Source organism: Amycolatopsis sp. cmx-8-4 (genome assembly GCF_046548675.1).
In the GTDB taxonomy this organism is placed as follows: Bacteria; Actinomycetota; Actinomycetes; order Mycobacteriales; family Pseudonocardiaceae; genus Amycolatopsis.
The window spans coordinates 335,867-360,737 of sequence record NZ_JAEBDZ010000008.1; the positions used below are offsets into that span (position 1 = coordinate 335,867).

Annotated in this window: 18 protein-coding genes; 12 read left to right on the forward strand and 6 right to left on the reverse strand. The window is 71.2% G+C overall.

Annotation, left to right across the window (positions count from 1 at the left end; translation table 11 throughout):
• Positions 1–89 precede the first annotated feature (89 nt).
• The 3 genes from ACLJQZ_RS19995 to ACLJQZ_RS20005 all read left to right on the forward strand — a co-directional run bounded on the left by ACLJQZ_RS19995 (position 90) and on the right by ACLJQZ_RS20005 (position 6,205).
• The gene (locus ACLJQZ_RS19995; RefSeq protein WP_410621471.1) at positions 90–3,023 is read left to right on the forward strand and encodes an AfsR/SARP family transcriptional regulator; all 2,934 of its coding nucleotides are present in this window, start codon (positions 90–92) and stop codon (positions 3,021–3,023) included.
• 173 nt (positions 3,024–3,196) lie between these two features.
• Positions 3,197–4,417 carry a hypothetical protein gene (locus ACLJQZ_RS20000; protein WP_410621472.1) on the forward strand — a complete coding sequence of 407 codons (1,221 nt, stop codon included), beginning with the start codon at positions 3,197–3,199 and terminating at the stop codon, positions 4,415–4,417.
• Between the two features lie 552 nt (positions 4,418–4,969).
• Positions 4,970–6,205, forward strand: a complete 1,236-nt coding sequence (locus tag ACLJQZ_RS20005; protein WP_410621473.1) for a glucuronyl hydrolase — start codon at positions 4,970–4,972, stop codon at positions 6,203–6,205.
• A 36-nt stretch (positions 6,206–6,241) separates the two neighbouring features.
• On the opposite strand, the gene ACLJQZ_RS20010 is transcribed toward ACLJQZ_RS20005, so the two are convergent.
• Positions 6,242–6,697, reverse strand: coding sequence for a DUF4396 domain-containing protein (locus ACLJQZ_RS20010; RefSeq protein WP_410621474.1), 456 nt, complete (start codon positions 6,695–6,697; stop codon positions 6,242–6,244).
• 295 nt (positions 6,698–6,992) lie between these two features.
• Between ACLJQZ_RS20010 and ACLJQZ_RS20015 the strand changes: the two genes are divergently transcribed.
• Entirely contained in the window at positions 6,993–8,009 is a 1,017-nt protein-coding gene (locus ACLJQZ_RS20015) for an autoinducer 2 ABC transporter substrate-binding protein (protein WP_410621475.1), read from the forward strand.
• Positions 8,010–8,012: 3 nt separating this feature from the next.
• Here ACLJQZ_RS20015 and ACLJQZ_RS20020 read toward each other — a convergent pair whose 3' ends face one another.
• From ACLJQZ_RS20020 to ACLJQZ_RS20030, 3 genes are all read right to left on the reverse strand, one after another.
• Complete coding sequence (locus ACLJQZ_RS20020; RefSeq protein ID WP_410621476.1) at positions 8,013–9,581, reverse strand: esterase-like activity of phytase family protein; 1,569 nt, start codon at positions 9,579–9,581, stop codon at positions 8,013–8,015.
• A 183-nt stretch (positions 9,582–9,764) separates the two neighbouring features.
• Positions 9,765–11,102, reverse strand: a complete 1,338-nt coding sequence (locus ACLJQZ_RS20025) for a DUF6923 family protein (protein ID WP_410621477.1) — start codon at positions 11,100–11,102, stop codon at positions 9,765–9,767.
• Positions 11,099–11,863 carry a hypothetical protein gene (locus ACLJQZ_RS20030; protein WP_326946734.1) on the reverse strand — a complete coding sequence of 255 codons (765 nt, stop codon included), beginning with the start codon at positions 11,861–11,863 and terminating at the stop codon, positions 11,099–11,101. Before ACLJQZ_RS20030 ends, ACLJQZ_RS20025 begins: the two co-directional genes overlap by 4 nt.
• Before the next feature lie 482 nt (positions 11,864–12,345).
• Between ACLJQZ_RS20030 and ACLJQZ_RS20035 the strand changes: the two genes are divergently transcribed.
• From ACLJQZ_RS20035 to ACLJQZ_RS20045, 3 genes are all read left to right on the forward strand, one after another.
• Positions 12,346–13,758 (forward strand): family 2B encapsulin nanocompartment shell protein, encoded by a 1,413-nt coding sequence (locus tag ACLJQZ_RS20035; RefSeq protein ID WP_410621478.1) that lies wholly within the window; start codon positions 12,346–12,348, stop codon positions 13,756–13,758.
• 244 nt (positions 13,759–14,002) lie between these two features.
• Complete coding sequence (locus ACLJQZ_RS20040; protein WP_410621479.1) at positions 14,003–15,391, forward strand: family 2B encapsulin nanocompartment shell protein; 1,389 nt, start codon at positions 14,003–14,005, stop codon at positions 15,389–15,391.
• A complete protein-coding gene (locus ACLJQZ_RS20045) occupies positions 15,391–16,419 on the forward strand; it encodes a family 2 encapsulin nanocompartment cargo protein polyprenyl transferase (protein ID WP_410621480.1) in 1,029 nt (342 codons plus the stop codon). Before ACLJQZ_RS20040 ends, ACLJQZ_RS20045 begins: the two co-directional genes overlap by 1 nt.
• A gap of 135 nt (positions 16,420–16,554) precedes the next feature.
• On the opposite strand, the gene ACLJQZ_RS20050 is transcribed toward ACLJQZ_RS20045, so the two are convergent.
• Positions 16,555–17,688 carry a CapA family protein gene (locus tag ACLJQZ_RS20050; RefSeq protein WP_410621481.1) on the reverse strand — a complete coding sequence of 378 codons (1,134 nt, stop codon included), beginning with the start codon at positions 17,686–17,688 and terminating at the stop codon, positions 16,555–16,557.
• A gap of 381 nt (positions 17,689–18,069) precedes the next feature.
• Here ACLJQZ_RS20050 and ACLJQZ_RS20055 point away from each other — a divergent pair, with 381 nt between their 5' ends.
• The 5 genes from ACLJQZ_RS20055 (at position 18,070) to ACLJQZ_RS20075 (ending at position 23,498) form a co-directional block, all read left to right on the forward strand.
• Positions 18,070–19,044, forward strand: coding sequence for a substrate-binding domain-containing protein (locus tag ACLJQZ_RS20055; protein ID WP_326946729.1), 975 nt, complete (start codon positions 18,070–18,072; stop codon positions 19,042–19,044).
• A 73-nt stretch (positions 19,045–19,117) separates the two neighbouring features.
• Positions 19,118–20,656: a sugar ABC transporter ATP-binding protein gene (locus ACLJQZ_RS20060; RefSeq protein ID WP_247061613.1), complete on the forward strand. Its 1,539-nt coding sequence runs from the start codon at positions 19,118–19,120 to the stop codon at positions 20,654–20,656.
• Positions 20,653–21,684 carry an ABC transporter permease gene (locus ACLJQZ_RS20065; protein ID WP_410621482.1) on the forward strand — a complete coding sequence of 344 codons (1,032 nt, stop codon included), beginning with the start codon at positions 20,653–20,655 and terminating at the stop codon, positions 21,682–21,684. The genes ACLJQZ_RS20060 and ACLJQZ_RS20065 overlap by 4 nt, the downstream gene beginning before the upstream one ends.
• Before the next feature lie 2 nt (positions 21,685–21,686).
• Positions 21,687–22,343: a FadR/GntR family transcriptional regulator gene (locus ACLJQZ_RS20070; RefSeq protein ID WP_410621483.1), complete on the forward strand. Its 657-nt coding sequence runs from the start codon at positions 21,687–21,689 to the stop codon at positions 22,341–22,343.
• A 72-nt stretch (positions 22,344–22,415) separates the two neighbouring features.
• Positions 22,416–23,498, forward strand: coding sequence for a glycoside hydrolase family 88 protein (locus tag ACLJQZ_RS20075; protein WP_410621484.1), 1,083 nt, complete (start codon positions 22,416–22,418; stop codon positions 23,496–23,498).
• A gap of 62 nt (positions 23,499–23,560) precedes the next feature.
• On the opposite strand, the gene ACLJQZ_RS20080 is transcribed toward ACLJQZ_RS20075, so the two are convergent.
• Positions 23,561–24,871 carry a DNA polymerase IV gene (locus ACLJQZ_RS20080; protein WP_410621485.1) on the reverse strand — a complete coding sequence of 437 codons (1,311 nt, stop codon included), beginning with the start codon at positions 24,869–24,871 and terminating at the stop codon, positions 23,561–23,563.

Genomic DNA, 24,871 nt, shown 5'->3' on the forward strand with positions numbered 1-24,871 from the left:
CGGTACACGTCCCATACAAAGCGCTGGCCTGCGGACAGACACTCCGAATGGATCTATCGGGCACGGTGGTGGGGAAATAACATCCGGGCATGGGGGAACTCATCGGGCAGGTTGAGACCACCTCGCTTACCATCCGCGTCCTCGGCCCGCTGGAGGTCACCGCCGGTGGGCGGGTGATCGCCCTCGGCGGGCCAAAGCCCCGGCTGCTGCTGGCCGCCCTGGCGCTGCAGCCGAACGTCGTCGTGTCGACGGACGTGCTGGTGGAAGTGCTGTGGCCGGATTCGGCGCCGCGATCGGCCGCGGCGAACATCCGGACGTACGTCCATTCGCTGCGAAGGCGGTTCGCCGAGATCGACCCCGAACTCGGCGAACGGATCAGCAGCCGGGCCTCCGGCTACCTGCTGACCGCGTCGCCCGGCGAACTGGACCACCTCACGTTCACCGCGGCGGCGGGCGACGCGCGGGAAGCGCTCGACCGCGGTGACTCCGAAAGCGCTCTCAAGGTGCTCGACCGCGCCGAAGGCCTGTGGCGCGGCGAAGTTCTCGAAGGGCTCCCCCACGACCACAGCTGGGGCGCGACCGTCGCCCGGCTCGCCGAGCTGCGGCTTTCGGTGCAGGAACAGCGGCTGCGCGCGCGGATCGACCTCGGCCGCGGCGGCGAGGCCGTCGCCGAGCTGCGCGGCCTGGTCACCGAACACCCGCTGCGGGAAGAGCTGTGGGCGCAGCTGATCGTCGCGCTGCGCGCCGCGGGCCGGACCGCCGACGCGATCGACGCGTTCGACTCGGCCCGGCGGGTGCTGCGCGAGGAGCTCGGAGCCGAACCGGGCGCCCGGCTGCGGGAGCTGCGGGCGACGCTGGTGGTGTCCGAGAGCGTGCCTGCCACGCGCCTCGCCGACCTCTCCCCGATCTGCCAGCTGCCGCTCGACCTGCCGGACTTCACCGGCCGCGACGACGTCATGCGCGAGATCGTCGCGCTGATGCGGGAGCGGGCCGGCTCGGGAGCGCCCGCGGTGATCGTGCTGTCGGGCGCGCCCGGCGTCGGCAAGTCCGCGGTCGCCATCCGTGTCGCGCACACCGTCCGCGACGACTTCCCCGACGGGCAGCTGCACGTCGACCTGGCCGGCACGTCGTCGTCGCCGCGCGCGCCGATGGGCGTGCTCGCGGAACTGCTGCACGCGCTGGGCATCCCGGACGCCGGCCTCCCGCGCGAGCTGGCCGAGCGGGCCGCGCTGCTGCGGTCCCGGCTGGCCGGACGGCGGATGTGCGTCGTGCTCGACGACGCCGGCAGCGCCGCGCAGGTGCGGCCGCTGCTGCCCGGCGCCGGCGCGTGCGCGGTGCTGGTGACCAGCCGGCTGCGGCTGCCCGGGCTCGCCGGGGCGAAGCCGGTGGACGTCGACCTGCTGCCCGAGGCCGACGGCGCGCGGTTGCTGGAGGGCATCGTCGGCGCCGAGCGCGTGGCCGCCGAGACCGACAGCGCCGCGGCGATCCTGCGCCTGTGCGGGCACCTGCCGCTGGCGATCCGGGTGGCCGGCGCGAAGCTCACCCACCGGCCGGGCTGGACGCTGCGGCTGCTGGTCGACCGGCTGCGCGACGAGCACCGGCGCCTCGACGAGCTGCGCGTCGGCGACCTCGCCGTCCGCGCGAGCGTGACGCTGTCCTACGACCTGCTGCCGATGTCGGCGGCGACGGCGTTCCGCGGGCTCGGGCTGCTCGGGCCGGTGCAGTTCCCGGCCTGGGCGGTCGCCGCGGTGCTGGGCCGCCGCGAGGCCGACGACGTGCTCGACGTGCTCGTCGACGGCCACCTCGTCGAGCTGGTCGGGTCCGACTCCGCCGGGCAGCCGCGCTACCGGCTGCACGACCTGCTGCGCGTGTACGCCGTGGAACTGGCCGAGCAAAGTGACCCCGCGAAGACGCGCGCGGGGCTGCGGCGGGTGCTGGAGGGCTACCTGGCGCTCGCGCTCGAAGCCGCGCGGCTCATGCCGATCCACTTCTTCGGCAGGTACCGCGACGACGAGCTGCCCCGGCCGCAGCTGCCCGCCGACGTGCTGCCGCCCGAGACCGCGGCGTGGTTCACGGCCGAGCGGCACACCAGCGTCGCGGCGGTCTCACTGGCCGCCGAGCACGGTTTCGACGACCTGGCCTGGCAGCTCGCGTCCGCGTTGACGCCGTACTTCGACCTGCGCGGCCACCAGGACGACTGGCACAGCACGCACACCATCGCGCTCGCCTCGGCCCGGCGCACCGGCTCGCTGCGCGCCGAGGCGATCGTGCAGCGCAACCTCGGCCAGTACCTGCTCTACCAGGACGAATACGCCCGGTCGCGGGTGGCGTTCGAGGAGTCGAAGGCGCTGTTCGAGCGGGTCGGCGACGCCCAGGGCGTCGGCATCGCGCTGACCGGGCTGGCCACGATCCTGCGCATCGAGGGCGAGGGTGACCACGCGCTCGACCACTGTCACGAGGCCCTGAAGGTGTTCGCCGAGGCGGACGACCGGCACGGCGAGGCCGTCGCCCGGATCAGCGCGGGCGCGGTCTGGATGTCGCGCGGCTGCTACGCGGCGGCGAAGCGCTGGTTCACCGACGCGCTCGAGCTGTCGGCCGCGATCGGCGACCGGCACCGCGAGGCCCACGCGTTCAAGCGGCTCGGCCTGCTGTACCAGCACCAGGGCAACCTGGCCGCGGCCCGTGAGCACGTCGACCGGGCGATCGCGATCTTCACCGAGCTCGGCGACGACCACTGCGTCGGCTACGCGAACCAGAACCTCGGCGAACTGTGCCTGCACAGCGGCGACTTCGCGCACGCGCAGCTGCTGCTGGTGAACTCCCTGTCGGTGCACCGCCGCAACGGCGACCGCCGCTCGGAGGCGGAGGTGTCCCAGCTGCTCGGCGAGCTGCACCAGGCCCTGGCGCAGCCGGACCGGTCCCGGGAGTACTCGGAGCGCGCGCTGGCGCTGTGGCACGAGCTGTCGACGCGGCCGCAGGACCCGGCGCAGCCCGCCGAACCCCCGCACACCGTCTCCGCCTGATCCGCTCGCCGCCTGCCGTGAGGGGCACCTTCAGGGCGTTCCAAGCCGTGAGGGGCACCTTCAGGGCATTAGACGCCGGCCGATTCGCCTGCGAGTGACTTTGTACGGATCATGTATGGGCCCCCGCCAGGCTTTGCCACGTTCGAGTGAACGAGGGCGAAGGGAGACCGGGGATGATCCGGATCAGGAAGACCGGCCGAGTGACCGCGGCGGTTCTGGCCGCGGGGGCGGTGACGGCGCTGGCCGGAGCCCCCGCACAGGCGGCGGCCGCGGCGGCGAGCGGCTGGACCGCCGACCTGTCCACTGTGGACGGCGATGACGTCAACGTCACCGGCGCGGGCGGAACGCTCACGCTGGCCGACCCGGCGTGGCACAGAACCGCGCGGGTCTTCGCGGGCAGCGAAGGCCGCCTGCTCCTGCCGGAGCACGCGCTGAGCGGCCCGGCCGACCGCGTCACCGCGGCGGTCGGCGCCGACGTCCCGGCCGGCACGAGCGTCGAGGTCGACGTCCGCGGCCGCACCGGCGTGAACGACTGGACGGAGTGGACGCCCGCGGGCACGGCGCTGCGGGCGAGCGTCGGTTCCGTGCAGGTGCGGATCAGCCTGCACAGCACCACCGACGGCGTCCGCCCCGCCGTCCGGAGCGTCGCGCTCAGCGCGGACTCCGTCCCGCAGGTCAACGCGCTGGCCGCGACGACCGCGTTGACCTACAAGGTCTACGGCACCCGCGAGGGTCTCGTCGGCGGCACCACCGCCAACGGCCACAAGATCGTCAGTCACGACCACTTCGTCTCGTTCCCGTCGGGGAAGTCCGTGTCCCCCAAGGGAACCGGCAACTACACCGCGCGCGTCTGCCGCACCGACGGCAGCAAGTGCGAGTACGCGCCGGTGTGGGAGGTCGGCCCGTGGAACGAGCGTGACGACTACTGGAACCCGGCGTCGGTCCGCTCGGAGTTCAAGGACCTGCCGCAGGGCAAGCCCGAAGCGCAGGCCGCGTACCTCGACGGCTACAACGGCAAGAAGGACGACTCCGGCCGCACGGTCCAGAACCCGGCGGGCATCGACCTCGCCGACGGCGTGTTCTGGGACGGTCTCGGCATGTCCGACAACGGCTACGTGAACGTGACGTACCTGTGGACCGGCTCCGGCCCGACGGGCGTGGTCGGCACCGCGGGCGACCCGCTGAACGTAAGGGCGAGCGCCAGCACGTCGGCGGCGGTCAAGGGCCTCGCGGCGAACTACGCCAAGGTGACGATCGAGTGCTACACCACGGGCGACACGGTCACCGGCAAGTTCGGCACGAGCAACATCTGGGACCGCATCGGCGCCGGCCACTACGTGTCGGACACGTACCTGCAGACCGGCTCCGACAGCCCGGTCGCCCCGCTCTGCTGAGCGGCCGCGGCTCGAGTGAGCCTTGATCGTCGCGTGGTTGACTGCCCTCACCCCCGCGATAACAGCGAAGGCCCGGCATCCCCCGCCGGGCCTTCGCCCATTTCCGCGCCCGGCCGGACCCCAAGACCCGGCACAGTCGCGACCCGGACCCGCCCGGCAACGGCCAACTCACCGACCGGAACCGCCAACACAGCGCCCGGAGCGGCCAACACGCCGATATTCCGGGCGTGTTGGCCACTCCGGGCAGCGTGTTGGCCACTCCGGGCAGCGTGTTGGCCACTCCGGGCAGCGTGTTGGCCACTCCGGGCAGCGTGTTGGCCACTCCGGGCGGCGAGTTGGCCATTCCGGGCGGTGTGTGGCGTCTCCGGGCGGTGAACCCCGCCCAACGCGCCTTCGCGCCGGGCCTTCGCCCATTTCGCGCAGTGTGTATTCCGCTCTCCGGGACATCAATTCACAACCGTGAACGACTATCCGCCGGGTGTACAAGCACATGTCCGTTGTGTAAAACTTCCGGCACCTGGAGCATTTCCCCACACGGAATGGCGGGCACCTGTGAGCGTTACCCGGAGAACCCTGCTGACCACCGCGGCCGGTGCCGCGGTGGCGGTGAGCGCCAGCACCTCCACCACCGCGTCGGCGAGTACACCCACTGCCGTCGACCAGGCAACCGTCACCCGGACGCTCCGCCAAGCGGCCGACTACGCGGTGGCCAAGCTCCGCGCCGTGGCCCCCGGGGTCACCGCGTTTCCGACCGGCACGAAGTTCGAGAAATGGGCTTATTCGCAGAATGGCGACTGGGTCGGCGGATTCTGGCCCGGTCAGTTGTGGCTGGCGTACCTGCACAGCGGCGACGAACAATTCAAGACGCTCGCGCTGGCGGCCGCGGACAAACTCGCGCCGCGGCAGTTCGACACCGGAACGCACGATCTCGGCTTCCTCTTCTACCCGTCGTGGGTCACCGCGTGGCGGCTCACCGGCGACGAGAAGTGGCGGGCCGGCGCGGTGCAGGCCGCGGCGTCGCTGATCAAGCGCTTCAACCCGGCCGGGAAGTTCATCCGCGCCTGGGGCGCGCTCGACGACCCGAAGGACGCGGGCCGCGTCATCATGGACACGATGATGAACCTCGACCTGCTGGCTTTCGCGAGCAAGCAGACTCAGGATTCGCAGTACCTCGACGTCGCGATCGCGCACGCGAAGACGGCGCAGCGCAACTTCGTGCGCCCGGACGGCTCGACGCCGCACGTGTTCGACTTCGACCCCGTCACCGGGGCGCCGATCGGGCAGAACACCGTGCAGGGCTACAGCCCGACGTCGTGCTGGTCGCGCGGGCAGGCGTGGGGGATCTACGGGTTCACCACGATCTACCGGCGCACCGGCGACAAGGAGTTTCTGACGACGGCCCGGCGCCTGGCGGACTACGCGCTGTCGCGGCTCACGCCCGACAACGTGCCGGTGTGGGACTACCTGGCCCCGCAGGCGCCGAACGACATCAAGGACGCCTCCGCCGGCGTGGTCATGGCGTGCGGGCTGCTCGACCTGGCCGAGCAGACGCACCGGCCGCAGTACCGGGACAGCGCGCTGCGGATCCTCGACGCGACGTCGAAGACGTGCCTGACGACGAAGTCGACGCGGGCCGAGGCGACGGTCGCGCGCTGCACCCGCAACCGCCCGGCCGAGGACGGCATCGAGATCTCGCTGCCGTACGCCGACTACTACCTGCTCGAAGGCATCCTGCGGGTGCTCGACCGCGCCAAGGTGGACCGCGCCGTCGACCTGTCGAGCCGGTAGCCACCAGGGGAGGCCGCCACCTCCCCGAGGAGGCCGTCAGTGCTGGTGGTGGGCGTGCACCTTCGCGTGCCCGAGCCCGCGGCCGATCATCCACTTGTTCACCGGCACCGTCACGACGAACGCGACCGCGAGCGAGATCACCAGCGACAGCCAGAAGAGCACGCTGGCCAGGCCCGCGTCCATCGCCCCCGGGATCGCCACGACCACCGTGTTGTCGATGACCTCCATGACCGCGATCGACACCGTGTCCGCGGCCAGCGCGACCTTGAACGCCGCCGCCAGGTCCAGGCCCGACTTGAGCACCCCGCGCATCGTCAGGCCGTAGCCGAAGACGAAGGCCAGCACGATCGACAGGACCACCGTCGCCGCGTTGTGCAGGCCGAACGCCGTGCCCAGCACCATGCCGAGCACCTCACCGATGGCACAGCCGGTCAGGCAGTGCACCGTCGCCTGAACCGCCGTCGCCCACGAAGCCGCGTGCTGTTCGCTCATGCCCGCGACTATACCCCCAAGGGGTATCGACGTGCTTGTCCCGCCGGCCACACCGCGGGCGAGCACGCACAGCGACGTCCGGCTCGTCGCCGTGCTACCCAGAGTGCCATCCAGCGTCGCTCAGCGTAGCGAACACCGCCGACCAGGCGTTCTCCCGGCGGAAAGCCTCCAGGTAGAACTCACTTTCGTAACCCTTTGCGCACATCCCGTTGACCACAGTTACCCGGGGCCCTACGTTCGCCGTGGGTCTCCACCGCGCGCAGACCGTCGCCGAAGCAGTGAGGAATGGGTGGGGATGCGAGGGCCGACGAGGACGTCCCGGCTGATCGCGACGCTGCTGCTGAGCGTGGCGTTCGCGCTCGGCGGCTGCTCGGAACAGCTCGGCAGCACGCCGCCGCCGGCACCGACGCGGATCGTGTTCGTGCCCAAGATCGCCAAGATCCCGTACTTCGAGGCGATGAACAGCGGCGGCATGGAGGCCGCGAAGCAGCTGGGTGCCGAGTGGACGATGACCGCCCCGGCGTCGGTCGACCCGGCCGCGCAGGTGACGATCCTGCGCACGCTGATCGCGCGGAAGGTCGACGTCATCGTCGTCGCGCCGAACGACCCCGCCGCGCTCGCGCCGGTGATCGCCGAGGCCCGGGCGAAGGGCATCCACGTGCTCACCTCGGACACCGACGCGCCGGGCACGCAGCGCGAGGTGTTCGTCAACCAGTCCAGCGCCGAGGGCATCGGCACCGCGGTCACCGACGCGCTGATGGCGAAGACCGGCGGCGCCGGCAAGTACGCGATCGTCTCGTGCGGCCCGGCCGCGGCGAACCTCAACAGCTGGATCTCGGTCCAGAAGGAGTACACGGCCGCGCACTACCCCAAGGCCCAGGTCGTCGAGACCGTCTACGCCGGGGAGGACGAGGACACCGCGACGGCGTTGGCCAAGCAGCTGATGACCCGCTACCCCGACCTGACCGGCCTGGTCGGCGAGTGCACGACGTCCGCACCGGGCGTCGCGAAAGCCGTGAAGGAACAGCAGAAGATCGGCCAGGTGTTCACCGTCGGCGTCGGCACGCCGCAGTCGATCAAGCCGTACCTGCTCGACGGCTCGTGCTCGCAGTCGGTGCTGTGGAACGTCGAGTCGCTGGGCTGGCTGACCGCGTGGACGGCGAAGCAGGTCGCCGACGGCAAGCCGCTGAGCCCGGTCAACAAGGTGAGCCTGGAGTTGCCGGCGGTGAAGTACGACGCCCCGTCGAAGACCGTCCTGCTGGGCGATCCGCTGCTCATCACCGCCGACAACGTCGACCAGTTCAAGTACTGATTTCTACCGGACGTCGATGGTGACCGTCGCCGTGCTGGTGACCGCCGGGAGCCGGGTGGTGTCGACCGCGAGGTACTCGCCGTCGTCCTGACGGCCGTCCGGCAGCGTCTTCGGGTGCAGCGCGTACGGCGGGGCCGCGTTCGTCACGCCGTCGATGCCGAAATCGTTGTCGTTGCTGATCACCAGGGTCCGGCCGCCGTCGGTGGTGGCGACGCCCTCGACCTTGTCGTGCCCGAAGAAGCCGCCGGCCGGGTCGAGGCCGGTCACCAGCGCGCCGAGGTCCAGGCTCAGCTTCTTGCTCACCGGCGTGATCCCCGCCGCGGCGAGGTCCTTGGTCGCGGCGGCGGTGGTGTCCTTGCCGACGTAGGCGTCGATGCTCTTGCCGCCGACCAGCACGCCACCCTTGACGGCGTCGTAGCCCGCCGCCCGCGGCCCGACGTCGGTGGCGCCGGCCAGGTCGATCTCGAAGAGCTTCTTGTACGCGCCCGGTTCGAGCTTGCCGTCCCGTTCGTCCACCAGGAAACGGGTCGCCGACAACGCCGTGATCTCGCTGACCGCGGTGCCCGTCGTGTCCGGGTCGTCGAGCAGGTAGAGGTACTCGTGCGTGGCGCGGGTGCGCAGGTCGACGGTGACGATCCGCAGCGTGGTGACGTTGCCCGGCTTCTTCGTCAGGTCCGGCTGCTGCAGCGCGGACTGCATGACGCCGACGAGCGTCCGGCCGTCGGGGGTCAGCGCGAGGCCTTCCATGCCCTTGTTCGGCACCCGGTACTTCAGCTCGGCCGGCAGCGAGCCGTCGAACGGCGAGAGCCGCTCGAGCGCCCGGCCATCGCGGCCGAAGTGCGTGATGAACGGGCCGTACTCGTCGGACACCCAGAACGTGCCGTCGCGCTGGGCGACCAGGCCTTCCGAGTCGTAGCCGTCCGCCGACTTCGGCAGGACGTTCCCGTTCAGGTCGACGATCTTCTCGCCAGTGTCGGCCTGGGGGCTGACCTGGCCGTTGTACGGCGTGCCGTCCGCGGCGCGCAGCGGGATCGTCCTCTCCAGCACGGCTTTCCCGTCGTGGAGCCGGAACTTCCCGATGGCCGGGGTGAACGCGGGCAACGGCTCGATCTTGCCGCCGTCGGGCGCGTCGACGTTCGGGCCGCGGTCGGTGAGGCCGTAGAACTCGTCACGCTCCCCGGGGACCGGAGTCAGCGCGGAGCCGTACGCGCCGCCCTTGAGCTGGACGCCGCCGATGGTGGCGAGCGGCTTCAACGCGGTCGGGTAGAGCTTCACCGCGTCGGAAACGGTGTAGGTGAAGGAATCACGGCCGTGGAAGCCGGGCGCCGGGGTGTAGTGGAACGCGCCGTCGGCGCCGATCGTGACGCTGCCGTGCGCGGCCGCGGTGTGCCGCACGACGGCGGTGGCGCCGCGGTCGTTGCCGAGCACGTCGTCGTGCAGGGTCTGCCCCGCGCGGACGCGGTAGTGGTCGTCCTTCGCCCGCGGCCCGTGCTCGTGCGCCGAGGCCGGCCCCGCGGCGGCCAGCGGCAGCGCCAGGACCGTGGCCACCAGGGCGATTCTTACCCGCTTCATCGGTTTTCTCCTCCTCCGGCGCGTGACTGCGCCGGAGGAGGAGTCTGAGTGGCCGAAGTGGACAACGCCCGTCTTCGAAGAGGCCGTGGCGTTAACGGTGCCGGTGAGTGGTCTGCCGCGGCTGGTCGTGAGTGTTTAGGGCGGTTCTAACCGCCCTGAACACTCACGACCCCGGGCCCAGCGTTAGCGGTGGCGGCGGGCCGCGGCGACCGCTCCGGCGCCCAGCACCAGGATCAGCGTCGTGAGGCCCCAGCGGCGCTGCTCCTTCGTCCGCACGGCGGTGTCCTGCGCCACGGGTTCGGCCTTCTTCGTCGGGACGGCGTGCGGTTTCTTCGTCGGCGGCGCCGGGGTCGGCGGCGCCGTCGTGGGCTCTTCCCGCGGTGACGGCGTCGGCGTCGGCGCCACCACGGCGACCGGTTCCTCCACCGGCGGCGGCTGCGACGGGGGCGGCGGCTCGGGCGCCGGGGTCGTCGGTTTCGGTTTCGGCTTCGGTGTGGGAGTGGGCGTGGGCGGGTTCGGCGGCGGCGAGTCGGGCGGCGGGCTGTTGGGCGGGGGCGTGTTCGAGGGCGGGGTGTTGGGCGGCGGCTCGGTGGGCGGCGGCGTGTTCGGCGGCGGCTCGGTCGGCGGCGGCGGGGGCACCGCCGCCTCGGCGTAGCAGCCGGCCGCGTCGCCACTGGCCAGCACCGGGCCGGTCGAGATCTCGACCGCCGGGCCCGAACCGTCGCGGGGCAGGCGGTACGTCACGCTCCGGCGGCCCTCGTGGTTGGCCGTCGCGTAGATCGCGCCCGGGCCGAGGACGACCGAGCCGTACGCACCGCCACTGGGCAGCCGCAAGCCGGACACCACCGCGACCTTGCCCGACGACGGGTCGAGCGTCACCACCGAACTGTCGCCGCGCGACGACGTCGAGACGCCGTACAGCAGCCCGTCCGCCGGGTCGTAGGCGAAGTCGTCGACGCCGTCGGCCAGCGACACCGGCCGCAGCGACGTCCGGTGCACGACGCGCACGTAGTCGGCGCTCGCCGGGTCGACGTCCACTGTGTACAGATCGCTGTTCTGCCGGACGTACCAGCGGTTCCCGGCCACGACCCCGGCGGTGGCGCCGGTGACCTGGCTCCACACCGGGTGCGGCGTGCCCGCCTTGCCGACCACGCCGAGGTCGGTGACCGCGCCGGTCCGGCTGATGCGCACGGCGTGCGCGCCGTCGTGGTAGCGGCCGGCGCGGGTGCCGTCGGCGACGCCGTACACCACGTCCTGCGCGGGCGCGTAGCCCATCGCGTTGATCCAGTACCCGACCTCGGTCAGGCGTTTCGTGAGGCCGTCGGGCAGCGAGAGCAGCCGCAACGTCGTCGGCGCGCCGCTGCGTTCGTTCTCGGCCCGCAGGATCGTGCAGCCGTTCGGGGCCGGGGCCGCCGGGCGCTTCGGCGACGAAGGAGCGAGCCACCCCGTCGCCGCGAGCAGTGCCGAAACCACCGCGGCGATGCCGAGCATCGCCGCCCAGCGGGCCCTCCCGCCGGTCAAGCCAGCCTTTCCAGCGCCGACTTGAACGCGTCCGGCGGGATGCTCGCGCCGCCGCTGAACGGGTTCTGCAGCTGGTAGATCGCGAACAACAGCAACGTGATCGTGCCGGCCAGCGTGGAGACGATGATGATGTGCGCGGCGAGCCGGGTGCCGCCGAAGAGGTTGGGCAGCAGGATCGCCGTGATGATGCTGCCGAGGACGAGCGCGAACCAGACGACCGCGCCGACCCCGCCGCCGCCGGCGTTGTTCAGCCGCTGGGTGCGGGACTGGTACACCGACCAGAGCTGGTTGCTGGCCTCGGTCTTGCGGTCGATCTGCCAGTCGCCGTCGACGTTCGCGGCCGCGACGGCCTGGCGCATCTGGTCCAGCTGCGTCCAGCCGGTGGCCGGGATCGCGCCGCCGTCGGCCAGGCGCGGCCACTCCTGCTGCTCGACCGTCTGCGAGTAGGCGGTGGCGAGCTGGCGCACGCGGTCCGCGGTGTCGGGCGGGAGCGCGTCGGCCGCCCAGGTGGCCGCCACGAGGCTGTCGGCCTCGGTCTGCGCGTCCTGGGTCGCGCCGCCCACCGAGTCGTAGAGCGAGATGAGCACGAACGCCATCAGCACCGCGTGCAGCCCGCCGACGATGGTGAACACCTGGCCGGCCGCGTCGTTGTTGTCGGCCCGCCCCTCGTCCCAGCCGAACCGCCGGACCAGGTACCCGATCACGGCGCCGACGAGCGCCGCGCCGACCACCCACAGAGTGCCGGCCAGGAAGATGTTCATCCGAGTCCTTTCACCCGCCGAACGCGGGACGCGCCGCCCGGTGAATTCCGCGACCGGACCCGCTCAAGTTAGTCAGCAATTTCCGGGCGGACAACTTGGTATTGTGGGAATCATCCGAGTGGCCGCACCCGCGCTCCGATTATCGCCGGTTCGGCCCAGTCGACCGGCACCGGGGTCCGTCTCGCCACCGCGTCGCGCTACTCCGAATTCCCCTTACGAGCAGGGAACTTTCCCGACCGAGTGACGCGTGAGCACCTGTCGTGACCAACTGTGGCCGACACTCCGCCGGCAGGTGTCCGGAATGGGCGGACGGAGGCCTGGTGAATATCCCGGTGACCCGATCGTGTCATTGTGTGGCTCCGCCCGGTTGCTATGTTGATTTCGCGGCGCCGGCAACCGCACATTATCGAAAATCGCAGGTCGCAACTCCGCGCGCCGCAGGGCGGGCGCGCACCGACTCCGAACGAATGGTGGTTCTCGCTGTGACTGTCACCGACCCGGTGGACTCCGCGACCGCGGAACAGGCACCTCTGAGCCTCGGCCGGGCCGCGGCCCGGACCCTGGCGACGACGACGAAGTCCGTCCCGCAGATGCAGGGCATCTCGTCGCGGTGGCTGCTGAAGCTGCTGCCGTGGGTCGAGGTCTCCGGCGGCGCCTACCGCGTCAACCGCCGGCTGAGCTACTCCGTGGGCGACGGGCGGGTCACGTTCACCACGACCGGCGCCGAGGTCCGCGTGATCCCGCCGGAGCTCGGCGAGCTCGCGCCGCTGCGCGGGTACGACGACGAAGAGGTCCTCAACGAGCTGGCGAGCCGCTTCGGTCAGCACGAGTACGAGCCGGGTGACGCGCTGGTCGAGTTCGGCAGCCAGGCCGACCACGTCTTCCTCATCGCGCACGGCAAGATCACCAAGGTCGGCACCGGCGCCTACGGCGACCAGACGGTGCTCGGCACGATGGCCGACGGCGACTACTTCGGCGAGAACGTGCTGATCAGCGGCGACGGGATCTGGGAGTTCACGGCGAAGGCCGTCACCCGGTGCACCGTGCTGAGCCTGCCGCGCCAGGCGTTCCAGGACGTGCGGGACCGTTCGGAGACCCTGCAGACCCACCTGGACGCCTTCGTCGCCGGTGGCGCGTCGGCCCGCAACGACCACGGTGAAGCGGAGATCACGCTCTCCGCCGGCCACGACGGCGAACCGGCGCTGCCGGGCACGTTCGTCGACTACGACAGCTCGCCGCGCGAGTACGAGCTGAGCGTCGCCCAGACCGTGCTGCGGGTGCACTCCCGCGTCGCGGACCTCTACAACCAGCCGATGAACCAGATCGAGCAGCAGCTGCGGCTCACCGTGGAGGCGTTGCGGGAGCGCCAGGAACACGAGCTGATCAACAACACCGACTTCGGGCTGCTGCACAACGCCGACTTCGCCCAGCGCGTCCCGACCCGCACCGGGCCGCCGACGCCGGACGACCTCGACGACCTGCTTTCGCTGGTGTGGAAGGACCCCGGGTTCTTCCTGGCCCACCCGAAGACGATCGCCGCGTTCGGCCGCGAGTGCAGCAAGGCCGGAATCTACCCGGACGCCGTCGACATGGGCGGGCACCAGGTGCCGGCGTGGCGCGGGATCCCGATCCTGCCGTGCAACAAGATCCCCGTCACCGAGACCCGGACCAGCTCGATCCTGCTGATGCGCACCGGCGAGCAGTCCCAGGGTGTCGTCGGGCTGCACCAGACCGGGCTGCCCGACGAGTACCAGCCGGGCCTGAACGTCCGCTTCATGGGCGTCTCGGAGCAGGCGATCATCTCCTACCTGGTCAGCGCCTACTACTCCGCCGCGGTGCTCGTGCCGGACGCGCTCGCCGTCCTGGAGAGCGCCGAGATCGGCCGGGAGGGCTGATGCCCGAACCCGCCACGCCACCCCGGAAGCCGGACGCGGAGCCCCCGCGACTGCGCACCGTGGGGGTCGAACCCCCACACCCCGCGCCGGTGGCGCTGCCCCCGGACCCCCGTAAGGCGGGGTATGGCCTGCCCCCGTCGGCCTTCGGGCCGACGGGGCTGGGCACGGCCGCCGCCCGGATCGTGCCGAAGCCCGCGGGCGTCCGTCCTCCTGAAGCCCCAGAACCCGATCGGCGCGTGAAACCTTGACAGTCACCGAAGATCCGGCGCCGCCGCAGCTGTCGCTCGGCACTCGAGCGGCCCGCACGCTCAGCACCACCACCAAGTCGCTCCCGCAGATGCGCGGCATCACCCCGCGGTGGCTGCTCTCGCAGCTGCCCTGGGTCGAGGTCCCGGCGGGCAGCTACCGGGTCAACCGGCGGCTGACCTACACGATCGGCGACGGCAAGCTCAGCTTCTTCAACACCGGCGCCCGCGTCCAGGTGGTGCCCGCCGAGCTGACCGAGCTCGAGCTGCTGCACGGGTTCGGCGACGAGCAGGCCCTGTCGGCACTGGCCGACGCCTTCGAGCAACGCGAGTACGAACCGGGCGCGACGATCACCACCGCCGGCGACCCGCTCGACACGCTGGTGCTGATCGCGCACGGCAAGGTGACCCAGCACGGCCGCGGCGAGTACGGCGACGAGACGCTGCTGGGCACCGCCTCCGACGGCGACCACTTCGGCGCCGACCTGCTCGCCCGCGACGACGCGACGTGGAAGTTCACCGCCCGCGCGAAGACCCGGGTGATCGCGCTGATCCTCCCGGCGTCGGCGTACGCCCGGCTCAACGGCCGCTCGGAGTCGCTGCGCGCGCACGTCGCCGAGATGGCCGGCCGGGAACGGAAACCCCAGAACGCCCGCGGCGAGGCGAGCATCGACCTGTCCGCCGGCCACGACGGCGAGCCGATCCTCGCCGGCACCTACGTCGACTACGACCCGTCGCCGCGGGAGTACGACCTCGCCGTCGCGCAGACGATCCTGCGCGTCAGCAACCGGGTCACCGACCTCTACAACCAGCCGATGAACCAGCTGGAGCAGCAGCTGCGGCTCACCGTGGAAGCGTTGCGGGAGCGGCAGGAGCACGAGCTGATCAACAGCACGGAGTTCGGGCTGCTGCACAGCGCGGACCTCAAGCAGCGGATCACCACCCGCAGCGGCCCGCCCACGCCGGACGACATGGACGAGCTGCTCACCCGCCGCCGCAAGACCCGGTTCTTCCTGGCGCACCCGCGCGCGATCGCGGCACTCGGGCGCGAGTGCACCGCGCGCGGGCTCTACCCGGCGACGACGGTCCTCGACGGCCGGCGCGTGAGCGCGTGGCGCGGCGTGCCGATCCTGCCGAGCGACAAGATCCCGGTCACCGACGCGGGTACGACGTCGATCATCGCGATGCGCACCGGCGAGGACGACGCCGGCGTGATCGGGCTGCGGCCGGCGTCGCTGCCGGACGAGTACCAGCCGGGCCTCAACGTGCGGTTCCTGGGTATCAACGAGCGCGCGGTGACGTCGTACCTGGTCAGCGCCTACCACTCGGCGGCCGTGCTGGTGCCGGACGCGCTCGGCGTGCTCGGCGACGTCGAGGTCGGGCGCTGATGACCACCTTGGACACGCGCACCGCGGCCCGTCCGCTCTCCGACGTCCTGACCTGGAGCAAGAGCCTGGTCGACGCGGCGACGCGGACGGCGGCCGAACGGCTGCCGGAGTCGATGCGGCGGATCGCGGGTTACCACTTCGGGTGGTGCGACGCGAACGGCGAGCCGACGCGGGGCGACGGTGGCAAGGCGCTGCGCCCGGCGCTGGTGCTGCTGTGCGCGGAGGCGGTGGGCGGGGACGCGGCGGACGCCGTCCCCGCCGCCGTCGCGGTCGAGCTCGTGCACAACTTCTCGCTGCTGCACGACGACGTCATGGACGGCGACACGACCCGGCGGCACCGGCCCACGGCGTGGACGGTGTTCGGCACCGGGCCGGCGGTGCTCGCCGGGGACGCGTTGCTGTCGCTGGCGTTCGAGCTGCTCGCGCCGAGCGGCGTCGCGAGCACCCGGCTGCTGTCGGCCGGGGTGCTCGACCTGCTCGACGGCCAGGCCGCGGACCTCGGCTTCGAGCAACGCGACGACGTCACCCCGGGCGAGTGCATCCGGATGGCGGAGGGCAAGACGGCGGCGCTGCTGGGCGCGGCGTGCACGCTCGGCGCGTTGGCGGGGCAGGGGAAGCCCGAGGACGCCGAGCGGCTGGGCGCGTTCGGCCGGTCGATCGGGCTGGCGTTCCAGCACATCGACGACCTGCTCGGCATCTGGGGCGACCCCGACGTCACCGGCAAGCCGGTGTACTCGGACCTGCAGAACCGCAAGAAGTCGCTGCCGGTCGTGACGGCGCTGTGCTCCGGCACGCCGGCGGGCGCCGAGCTGGCCGAGCTCTACGCGGGAACGGACCCGCTCGACGTGGCCGCGCTGGCCCGCGCGGCCACGCTCGTCGACGAGGCCGGCGGCCGCCAGTGGAGCCAGGCCCAGGCCGAGGCGTTGCTGGCCAAGGGCCTCCGTGACCTGGCCGCGGTGAACCCGGTCCCACGCGCCGGCGCCGAACTCGCCACTCTGGCCCGCCTGATCACCACCCGCACCCATTGACCCCGTGTCCGCAGGGTCGACACGCGTGATCAGAACGCCAACTCACGTGATTGGAGGGTCGACACGACGCCACGGCCCGTGTCGACCCTCCAATCACGCGTGTCGACTCCTCAATCACGCGCGTCGACCCTTCCATCACGGCTTGCCGGGGCGGGTGAGGCCGTCTTTGTCCGCTCCCAGTGCCAGGATGTTCTTGTCCGTGTCGGACAGGGCCTTTGTTACCTGAGTTGACGCCGGGGATGTCGACAAGTCGATCAGACGGATGGGCGCGTCCAGCTTGATCAGGGTCGGGACGTACTCGGCCTTGTCGACCTTCCAGCGGTCGCCGTCGCGGACGAAGCGGAACCGGGCCGCCGCGCCCTCTTCCGTGTCCCCGCGCGGGTCGGAGTGGCGGGCGACGCTGTTGCCGAGGCCGTAGGCCACCCACTTGTCCCCCACCTTCTCGAACGGCTGCACCACGTGCGCGTGGTGGCCGACGATCAGGTCGATGTCGGCCGACCCCAGCAGCTTCTTGGCCTGGCTGCGCTGCTCGGCCGTCGGGTCGTGCTGGTACTCGACGCCCCAGTGCAGGCTCGCGATCACGACCTGCGCGCCCGCCTCGCGCGCCTTCTTCGCCGCCGCCAAGACGTCGTCGACGTCGATCTGGTTGGCCAGCCACGGCTTCCCGGCCGGCACCTTGATCCCGTTGAAGCCGAAGGCGTACGACACCTGCGCGACCTTGACGCCGTGGACGTCCATGATCAGCGGTTTCGCCGCCTCGGCCGCCGAGCGGGCCGAGCCGGTGTGCTTGACGCCGTTCGCGTCGAGCGCGTCCAGGGTCCGCTCGACGCCGCCGGCGCCCTGGTCGATCGTGTGGTTGGACGCCGTCGAGCAGGTGTCGTACCCGGTGTCCTTGATCGCGGCCGCGATCTCCGGCGGCGCGCTGAACGACGGGTACCCGCTGTAGGGCCCGCCCTCCGGCGCCAGCGGCGTCTCGAGGTGGCAGATGCCGAGGTCGGCACCGGAGATCAGCGGCTTGATCCCGGCCAGCAGCGGCCGGTAGTCGAACTTGCCGTGCCCGTCGGCCTCGGCCTGGTCCGACAGCGCCGGGTGGATCAGGACGTCGCCGGTCGCGACGACGCTGAAGGAGCCATCGGGCGCCGACGACGGCTGCTCCGAAGACGACTCCGGGAACGGCGTCGGCGCCGGGCCCCGCTGCTGCGGCGGGCTGCTGCAGGCGGCCAGCAGGACGGCGGTCCCGGCGAGCGCGGCGAAGCGGTAGCTCGTCATCGATCCCCCTTGTGACGTGGTCCGGCCATCCTCCCAGTCGGGCGAATCCGACATCCCCGGGGCAACGTCCTCAGTCAACCAGCGCAACAGTCGACAACACCGATCACAACACTCACACCGGACAGCCACCGGACAACGCGCAGGTCGAGCGGTAATTAATACGATTAATGGCCGGGCCCGCACGACGCGGCGGTCACACAGAGTAGATCTCGCTCCGCTAACTGCCAGGCCGGAGCGTCTTGACGTCACCCGAACGAGTGTCTTGTAATACGAGTCACACGGCGTTCACGCGCCCGCAACACTCACCCCCGGCCCCCATGGGAGCACTCGATGTCCACATACCCGCACAGGTCACGGACCTGGGGCGTTGTTGGTTGTTGTTTGATTGCCGGTGCCATGTTGGCCGCCTGCTCCTCCGGCAAGACGGAAGCACCGGCGTCGCAGCAGGCGCCCGCCAACGGCAAGATCACGCTGTACTACCTGCAGAAACAGGGCGACCAGCAGTACTTCGTCGAGCAGGCGCAGGGGGCGCAGGAGAAGGCGAAGGAGCTCGGCGTCGAGCTCAAGGTCGTCAACCTCGGCCAGGACGCCAACAAGGCGATCACCGAACTCGACGCCGCGGTCGCGCAGGGCGCCAACGGCGTCGCCATCGTCGTCCCCGACCAGGCCATCGGCCCGCAGGTGATCGACAAGGCGAAGAGCGCGGGCATCCCGATCATCGCCTCCGACGACGTCATCAAGGACGGCTCCGGCGCGAAGGCCCCGTTCGTCGGCTTCAACGGCAGCCAGATGGGCGACTCGGTCGGCACCGAGGCCGGGAAGCTGTTCAAGGCCGCCGGCTGGACCGCCGCCGACACCAAGATCATCAGCGCCTACAAGCAGGACCTCAGCGTCTGCACCGACCGCGTCAACGCCGCCAAGTCCGCGTTCGCGAAGGCCGGTGACCCGAGCATCCCGGTGATCGACGTCGGCACGGACAACTCGCCGGTCGACGCGCAGAACCGCTCCGGCGCGGTGATCGGCTCGAACCCGGGCGTCAAGCACTGGGTCGTCTGGGGCTGCAACGACGAGAACGAGACCGGTGTCGTGACGGCGCTGGCCAACTCCGGCGTGCAGGCGAACAACATCATCGGCGTCGGCCTCGGCGCGTACCTCACCTGCAAGGACTGGGCGGCCGGCAAGGACACCGGCAACAAGTCCGCGCTCTACATCTCCGGCGCCGAGGTCGGCCGCTCGGCGATCCAGGTGCTGGTGGACAAGGTGAAGAACGGCAAGGAGCTGCCCGCGGAGACGATCGCGAAGACCACGATCGTCAACAAGGACAACTACAAGCAGGCCGGCGTCAACTGCACCTGACCGACCCCCTCGTGAGTGCGTAACAGTGTTCTAACACTGTTACGCACTCACGACCGCCGTACGGAAGGCGATCATGTCCAGCTCTGCTCCCGCGCTCGCCGTCGAGGGCATCGGCAAGCGTTTCTCCGGGGTCACCGCCCTCGACGACGTCTCGCTGGAGTTCCGCTCCGGCGAGGTGCTCGCGCTGATGGGCGAGAACGGCGCCGGCAAGTCGACGCTCCTGCGTGTGCTCTCCGGCGACCAGGGCCCCGACGACGGCCGTCTGCTGCTCGACGGCACCGAGGTCACCTTCGACACCCCGCGCGCCGCGATGGCCGCCGGGGTGCGCGTGATCTACCAGGAACCCGAGATCATCCCGCACGTTTCGGTGGCGGAGAACGTCTTCGTCGGCGAGCTCCCCGCCAAGGCGCGGGTCTTCAACCGCCGCACGCTGCTGAAGGCGACGCAGGACGCGCTCGCCGAGTACGGCTTCGAAGGCGTGCTCAACCCGGCGACGCTCGGCGTCGCGCTCTCGGCCGCCCAGCGGCAGATCGTCGAGATCCTGCGTGTGCTCACCGCGGACACCCCGCCGAAGGTGATCGCCTTCGACGAGCCGACGTCGTCGCTGTCCGAACACGAGGTGGACGCGCTGTTCCGGCTGATCGGGCGGCTGCGCGACAACGGCGTCGCCGTCGTCTACGTCTCGCACCGGCTGAAGGAGATCTTCCGGCTCGCGGACCGCGTCGCGGTGCTGCGCGACGGGAAGCTCGTCGGCGTCCAGCAGGCCGCGGAGACCGACGAAGCCAGCCTGGTCCGGATGATGATCGGCCGCGACCTGTCCGCGCTCGAACGCCGTGTCACGCAGGACACCGGCGAAGTCGTGCTGAAGCTCGACGACGTGACCACCGACGACGTCACCGGTATCTCGCTGCAGGTCCGCGCGGGCGAGGTCGTCTGCCTGGCCGGGCTGGTCGGCGCGGGACGCTCAGAGCTGGCGCGCGCGATCGTCGCCGACCTGCCGATCCGCTCGGGGACCATCGAGCTCGCCGGGAAGCGGCTGCGCGCCCGCAACCCCGGCGACGCCGTCAAAGCGGGCATCGGCTTCGCGCCCGAAGAACGCAAGACGGACGCGCTGCTCATGCAGCGGTCCGTGCGCGACAACATCTCCATCTCCGTGCTCGACCGCCTTCGCCGCTTCCGCGTGGTGAAGCGCGCGAAGGAACGCGCGCTCGTCGAGGAGTACATCCGCGAGCTTCGCGTGCGGACGCCGTCGATGGAGCAGGAAGTGCGGAAACTGTCCGGCGGCAACCAGCAGAAGGCCGTCCTGGCGCGGTGGCTCGCGCGGCGGCCGAAGCTGCTGATCCTCGACGAGCCGACCCGCGGCGTCGACGTCGGCGCCAAGGCCGAGATCTACCGGATCATCGACGGCCTCGCCGCGGAAGGCATCGCGCTGCTGGTCATCTCGTCCGACCTGCCCGAGGTGCTGACGCTGGCCGACCGCATCCTCGTGATGCGCGCCGGACGGCTGGCGGGCGAGATCGCCAGTGCCGACGCGACCGAGGAAGCCGTGCTGACCCTCGCCATCCCCGAAACCGAACCGGCAGTAGAAGAGCAGCAGGAGATCGGCGCATGAGCACCCCCACCCAGGAGAAGGCCGCCCAAGAACCCGGAGCGCCGCAGCAGCCCTCCCCGGTCCGCCGGGTGCTCACCGGCATCGGCGTGCAGAACTCGAGCCTGATCATCACGCTCGTCGCGTTGATCGTGCTGCTGAGCATCCTGAACGACAACTTCCTGCGCACCAACAACCTGCTGCTGATCGGCAGCGCGATCACCATCATGGGGCTGCTCGCCCTGGTGCAGACGCTGGTGATCATCCTGGGCGCGCTGGACATCTCGGTCGGCTCGATGGCGGGGCTCGCCTCGGTCGTCTCGGCGATGGTGTTCACCTCGTCCGGCAACGCCGAGGTCGGCATCCTCGCCGCGGTCGGCGTCGGCATCGTCTGCGGCCTGGTCAACGGCATGATCATCATCTTCGGCCGGGTCAACCCGGTGGTCGCGACGCTGGCCATGCTGGCCACCTACAAGGGCATCGCGCAGGTCATCTCCGACGGCAAGTCGCAGGGTTACACCGGCGGCGACGACCTGTTCATCTTCCTGGCCAAGGGCGCCATCCTCGGCCTGCCGTCGCTGGTGTGGGTGTTCCTGATCGTCGCGGCGGCGCTGCACTTCCTGCTGAAGTACACCGACATCGGCCGCAACGTCTACGCGATCGGCGGCAACGACACCGCCGCGCGACTGGCCGGCATCAACATCAACCGGTACATCATCGGCGTCTACGCGCTGGCCGGCGTGGTCGCGGCGGTCGCGGGCGTCCTGATCACCGCGCGCACCGGCTCGGGCCAGCCGGTGTCCGGGTCCGAGGGCCTGGAGCTGCAGGCCGTCACCGGCGCCGCGCTCGGCGGCACGATGCTCAAGGGCGGGCGCGGATCGATCATCTCCACCGTGCTCGCGGTGATCATCCTGGGCGTGCTCGACAACGGCATGTCCGGGCTCGGCATCAACCCGTTCTGGCAGAACGTCGCGCACGGCGCCCTGCTGGTGATCGCGGTCGTGCTGCAGCAGCTGCGCAGCGGAGAGCGCCGCGTCGGCCTGCCCGAGTAGCGGTGAACCTCCACGCTCGGATAGTGGACGAGCTGGGCAGGCTCATCGTCGAAGGCGTCCTCGGGGACGGGCAGCCGCTCGTCCCCGAGGAACTCGGACGCCGCTTCTCCGCATCCCGGACGGTGGTCCGCGAAGCGCTGCGCGTGCTGGAGTCGAAGGGCATGGTGACCGCGCGGCCGCGCGTCGGCACGTGGACGCTGCCACCGGAGGCGTGGGACGCGATCGACCCCGACGTCATCGCGTGGCGCGTCAACGGGCCCGACGGCCGCAAGCACCTGCACGAGCTGCTGGAGCTGCGGCTGACCATCGAGCCACAGGCGGCCCGGCTGGCCGCGCACCACCGGCGCCCGGGCGAGCTCTCGGCGATGGCCGCGGCCTACGAACTCATGGCGGACGCCGTCGAGCGACGGGACACCACGGCGTTCCAGGAGGCCGACTCGGAGTTCCACGCAGCCTTGATCCGCGCTTCCGGCAACGCGCTCATCGCGCAGCTACAGGTGCCCGTCGTCGCGGCGCTGCGGGCGCACGGCGAGCCGCTGGAGCTCGTCGCGCACTCCCGCGTGCTCACGCTGGTGCTGGCGAAGAACGCCGACGGGGCCGAAGCCGCGTCGCGTCGGCTGCTGGAAACCGTTGCGCCGTACCGCTCACCGGCACCTTGACACGTCCAGCGGGAAGCCTGAACACTCGCTGCGACCCACCCGCCGCCACGACCTGCTGAGGAGGACGCTCCCATGCGTTTCCCGGGAATTCGCGGCTTCGGCGTGCTCGCGGCCGTGACGCTGACCGGCGGGCTGCTGTCCGCTCCGGTCGCCACCGCGGCCGCCGCGGACTGCGCCGTCGCGGACCAGATGGTCTCCGCCGGCAACTACTGGGTGGCCAACGGCACGAACCTCGACGCGATCGACTGGCAGAACGCGACGTTCCACGTCGGCAACCTGGCGCTGGTCCGGACCACCGGCCAGTCCAACCACAAGACGCTCCCCTGGGCCGAGGCCGCGAACTACCAGCTGCCACAGGACCCGAAGCGGCCGTTCTTCCCGGACGACCAGGCGGCCGGCGAGGCCTACCTGGACCTCTACACGTACTTCCACCCGGAGATCTCGCTCGACTCGATCCGCACCCGGATCGAGGACGAGGTCGCCAGCGTGAACGCGGGTCACAAGGACTACTGGAACTACGTCGACGCGCTGAACATGGCGATGCCGTCGTTCGCGCGGATGAGCGTCATCGACCACGATTCGTCCTATGTGGACGCGATGGACAAGCTGTTCAAGTCGTCGGAGCACAAGCTGTTCAACGAGCTGACCGGTCTGTGGTACCGCGACGCGCGCTTCACCGGCTCGGGTGTGTTCTGGTCGCGCGGCAACGGCTGGGCCCTGGCGGCGCTGGCGAAGGTGCTGCAGGCCCTGCCCGCCACCGACCCGCACCGCGCGGAATACCTGCGGGTGTACAAGAAGATGGCGTTTTCGCTGTCCCTGCTGCAGCGGCGTGACGGCTTCTGGAACTCGGACCTGCTGAACCCGTTCGACCACGGCGGCCCGGAGAGCAGCGGCACGGCGTTCTTCGCGTACGGCATCGGCTGGGGCGTCGACGCGGGCATCCTCCCCGCCGCGAAGTACCGACCGGTCGTCGACAAGGCGTGGACCGCGCTGTCGACGAAGGCGTTGCAGCCCAGCGGCCTGGTGGGTTACGTCCAGGGCGTCGGCGACCGCCCGGCGACCGCGAAGGCCACGGACACCGCGGCCTACGGCGTCGGCGCGTTCCTCCTGGCCGGCCAGGAGGTCGCCAAACTCCAGGGCTGCTCGGCCGAGTAGGTCTCAGTGCCGTAAATGGCACATTGAGGGACTTAGAGTCCCTCAATGTGCCATTCACGGCTTTAACGCAGGCAGTCGCCGGGCTCGCCGCGGCGCAGGGCCGGGTCGTCTTGGGGGAACGTGCGGGCGGAGCCGGGGCCCGACGTGCGGTGCTCGAAGCGGACCGTCACGCGGCCGTGGCCCGCCCCCTGGACCCAGCCCGTGCCGTGCTCCTCGTGCATCACGTCGTCGCCCTGGCGCCACGTCGAAGGGGGTGGGGCCGGGGCGGCCGGGGCGGCGGAAACCACCGTGGAAGCAGGAGTTTCCGGGACGGCCAGGGTGAACAGCGCGTCCTGGTGGGGTACCGAAAGGCTGCTGTACGCGACGCCCGCCAGCCGGATGCCGCCGAACTCCGCGGGGTCCAGCAGGAGCCGTTCCGCCGTCGCGGCCAGCTCCGCCAGGTCGTCCGTCGGGGCGGAGATCGTCTCGGAGCGGGTCACCGTGTGCATGTCGGTGTGCCGCAGCTTGATCACCACCGTGCGGGCCACGCGCTCGGCCTTCACCAGCCGCTGGTGCGCGCCCACCGCGATCCGCCGCACCTGCTCGCGCAACGTCGCCAGGTCCTTGATGTCGATGTCGAACGTCGTCTCGGCGCTGACCTGCTTGGTCTCGCCGCGGTCGGCGACCGGGCGGTCGTCGAAGCCGGTGGCCAGCAGGCGCAGGTCGCGCCCGACCACGCCGCCCAGCGTGCCGACGGCGTCCTTTTCGGACAGTGCCGCCAGCTGCCCCAGCGTCTGGACGCCGATGAACCGCAGCTTGCCCTCGGCGACCGGGCCGATCCCCCACAACGCGCGCACCGGCAGCGGCGCCAGGAACTCGCGTTCGGTGCCCTGCGGCACGACCAGCAGCCCGTCCGGCTTGGCCTCGTCGGAGGCGATCTTCGCGATCTGCTTCCCGTTGCCCGCGCCGATCGACGCCACCAGGCCCGTCTCGGAACGGATCCGCTCCCGCAGCGACGCGCAGAACTCCGTCACCGCTTCGAGCGACGCACCCACGAGCGACGGCGGCTCGGCGAACGCCTCGTCCAGGGAGATCTTCTCCAGTACCGGCGCCACCGACGTGACGACGGCGAAGACCTCCTGGCTGAGCCGCTCGTACACGCGGAACCGCGGCGGCACGATCACGCCGTTGGCCGGCAGCAGCCGCCGCGCCTGCGCCATCGGCATCGCCGAGTGGATGCCGAACGCGCGGGACTCGTAGCTCGCGCCCGCGACGACGCCGCGTGGCCCGGCGCCGCCGACGAGGACGGGACGCCCGGCCAGCGTCGGCCGGGTGAGCTGCTCGGCCGAGGCGTAGAAGGCGTCCAGGTCGAGGTGGATCACCCAGCGGGCCAC

What these genes read in the sequence shown, in the direction of transcription:
- ACLJQZ_RS19995 (WP_410621471.1), top strand. Translation starts at nt 90, where the DNA reads ATGGGGGAACTCATCGGGCAGGTTGAGACCACCTCGCTTACCATCCGC.
- ACLJQZ_RS20000 (WP_410621472.1), top strand. Translation starts at nt 3,197, where the DNA reads ATGATCCGGATCAGGAAGACCGGCCGAGTGACCGCGGCGGTTCTGGCC.
- ACLJQZ_RS20010 (WP_410621474.1), bottom strand. Translation starts at nt 6,697, where the DNA reads ATGAGCGAACAGCACGCGGCTTCGTGGGCGACGGCGGTTCAGGCGACG.
- ACLJQZ_RS20015 (WP_410621475.1), top strand. Translation starts at nt 6,993, where the DNA reads ATGCGAGGGCCGACGAGGACGTCCCGGCTGATCGCGACGCTGCTGCTG.
- ACLJQZ_RS20020 (WP_410621476.1), bottom strand. Translation starts at nt 9,581, where the DNA reads ATGAAGCGGGTAAGAATCGCCCTGGTGGCCACGGTCCTGGCGCTGCCG.
- ACLJQZ_RS20030 (WP_326946734.1), bottom strand. Translation starts at nt 11,863, where the DNA reads ATGAACATCTTCCTGGCCGGCACTCTGTGGGTGGTCGGCGCGGCGCTC.
- ACLJQZ_RS20045 (WP_410621480.1), top strand. Translation starts at nt 15,391, where the DNA reads ATGACCACCTTGGACACGCGCACCGCGGCCCGTCCGCTCTCCGACGTC.
- ACLJQZ_RS20050 (WP_410621481.1), bottom strand. Translation starts at nt 17,688, where the DNA reads ATGACGAGCTACCGCTTCGCCGCGCTCGCCGGGACCGCCGTCCTGCTG.
- ACLJQZ_RS20060 (WP_247061613.1), top strand. Translation starts at nt 19,118, where the DNA reads ATGTCCAGCTCTGCTCCCGCGCTCGCCGTCGAGGGCATCGGCAAGCGT.
- ACLJQZ_RS20065 (WP_410621482.1), top strand. Translation starts at nt 20,653, where the DNA reads ATGAGCACCCCCACCCAGGAGAAGGCCGCCCAAGAACCCGGAGCGCCG.
- ACLJQZ_RS20075 (WP_410621484.1), top strand. Translation starts at nt 22,416, where the DNA reads ATGCGTTTCCCGGGAATTCGCGGCTTCGGCGTGCTCGCGGCCGTGACG.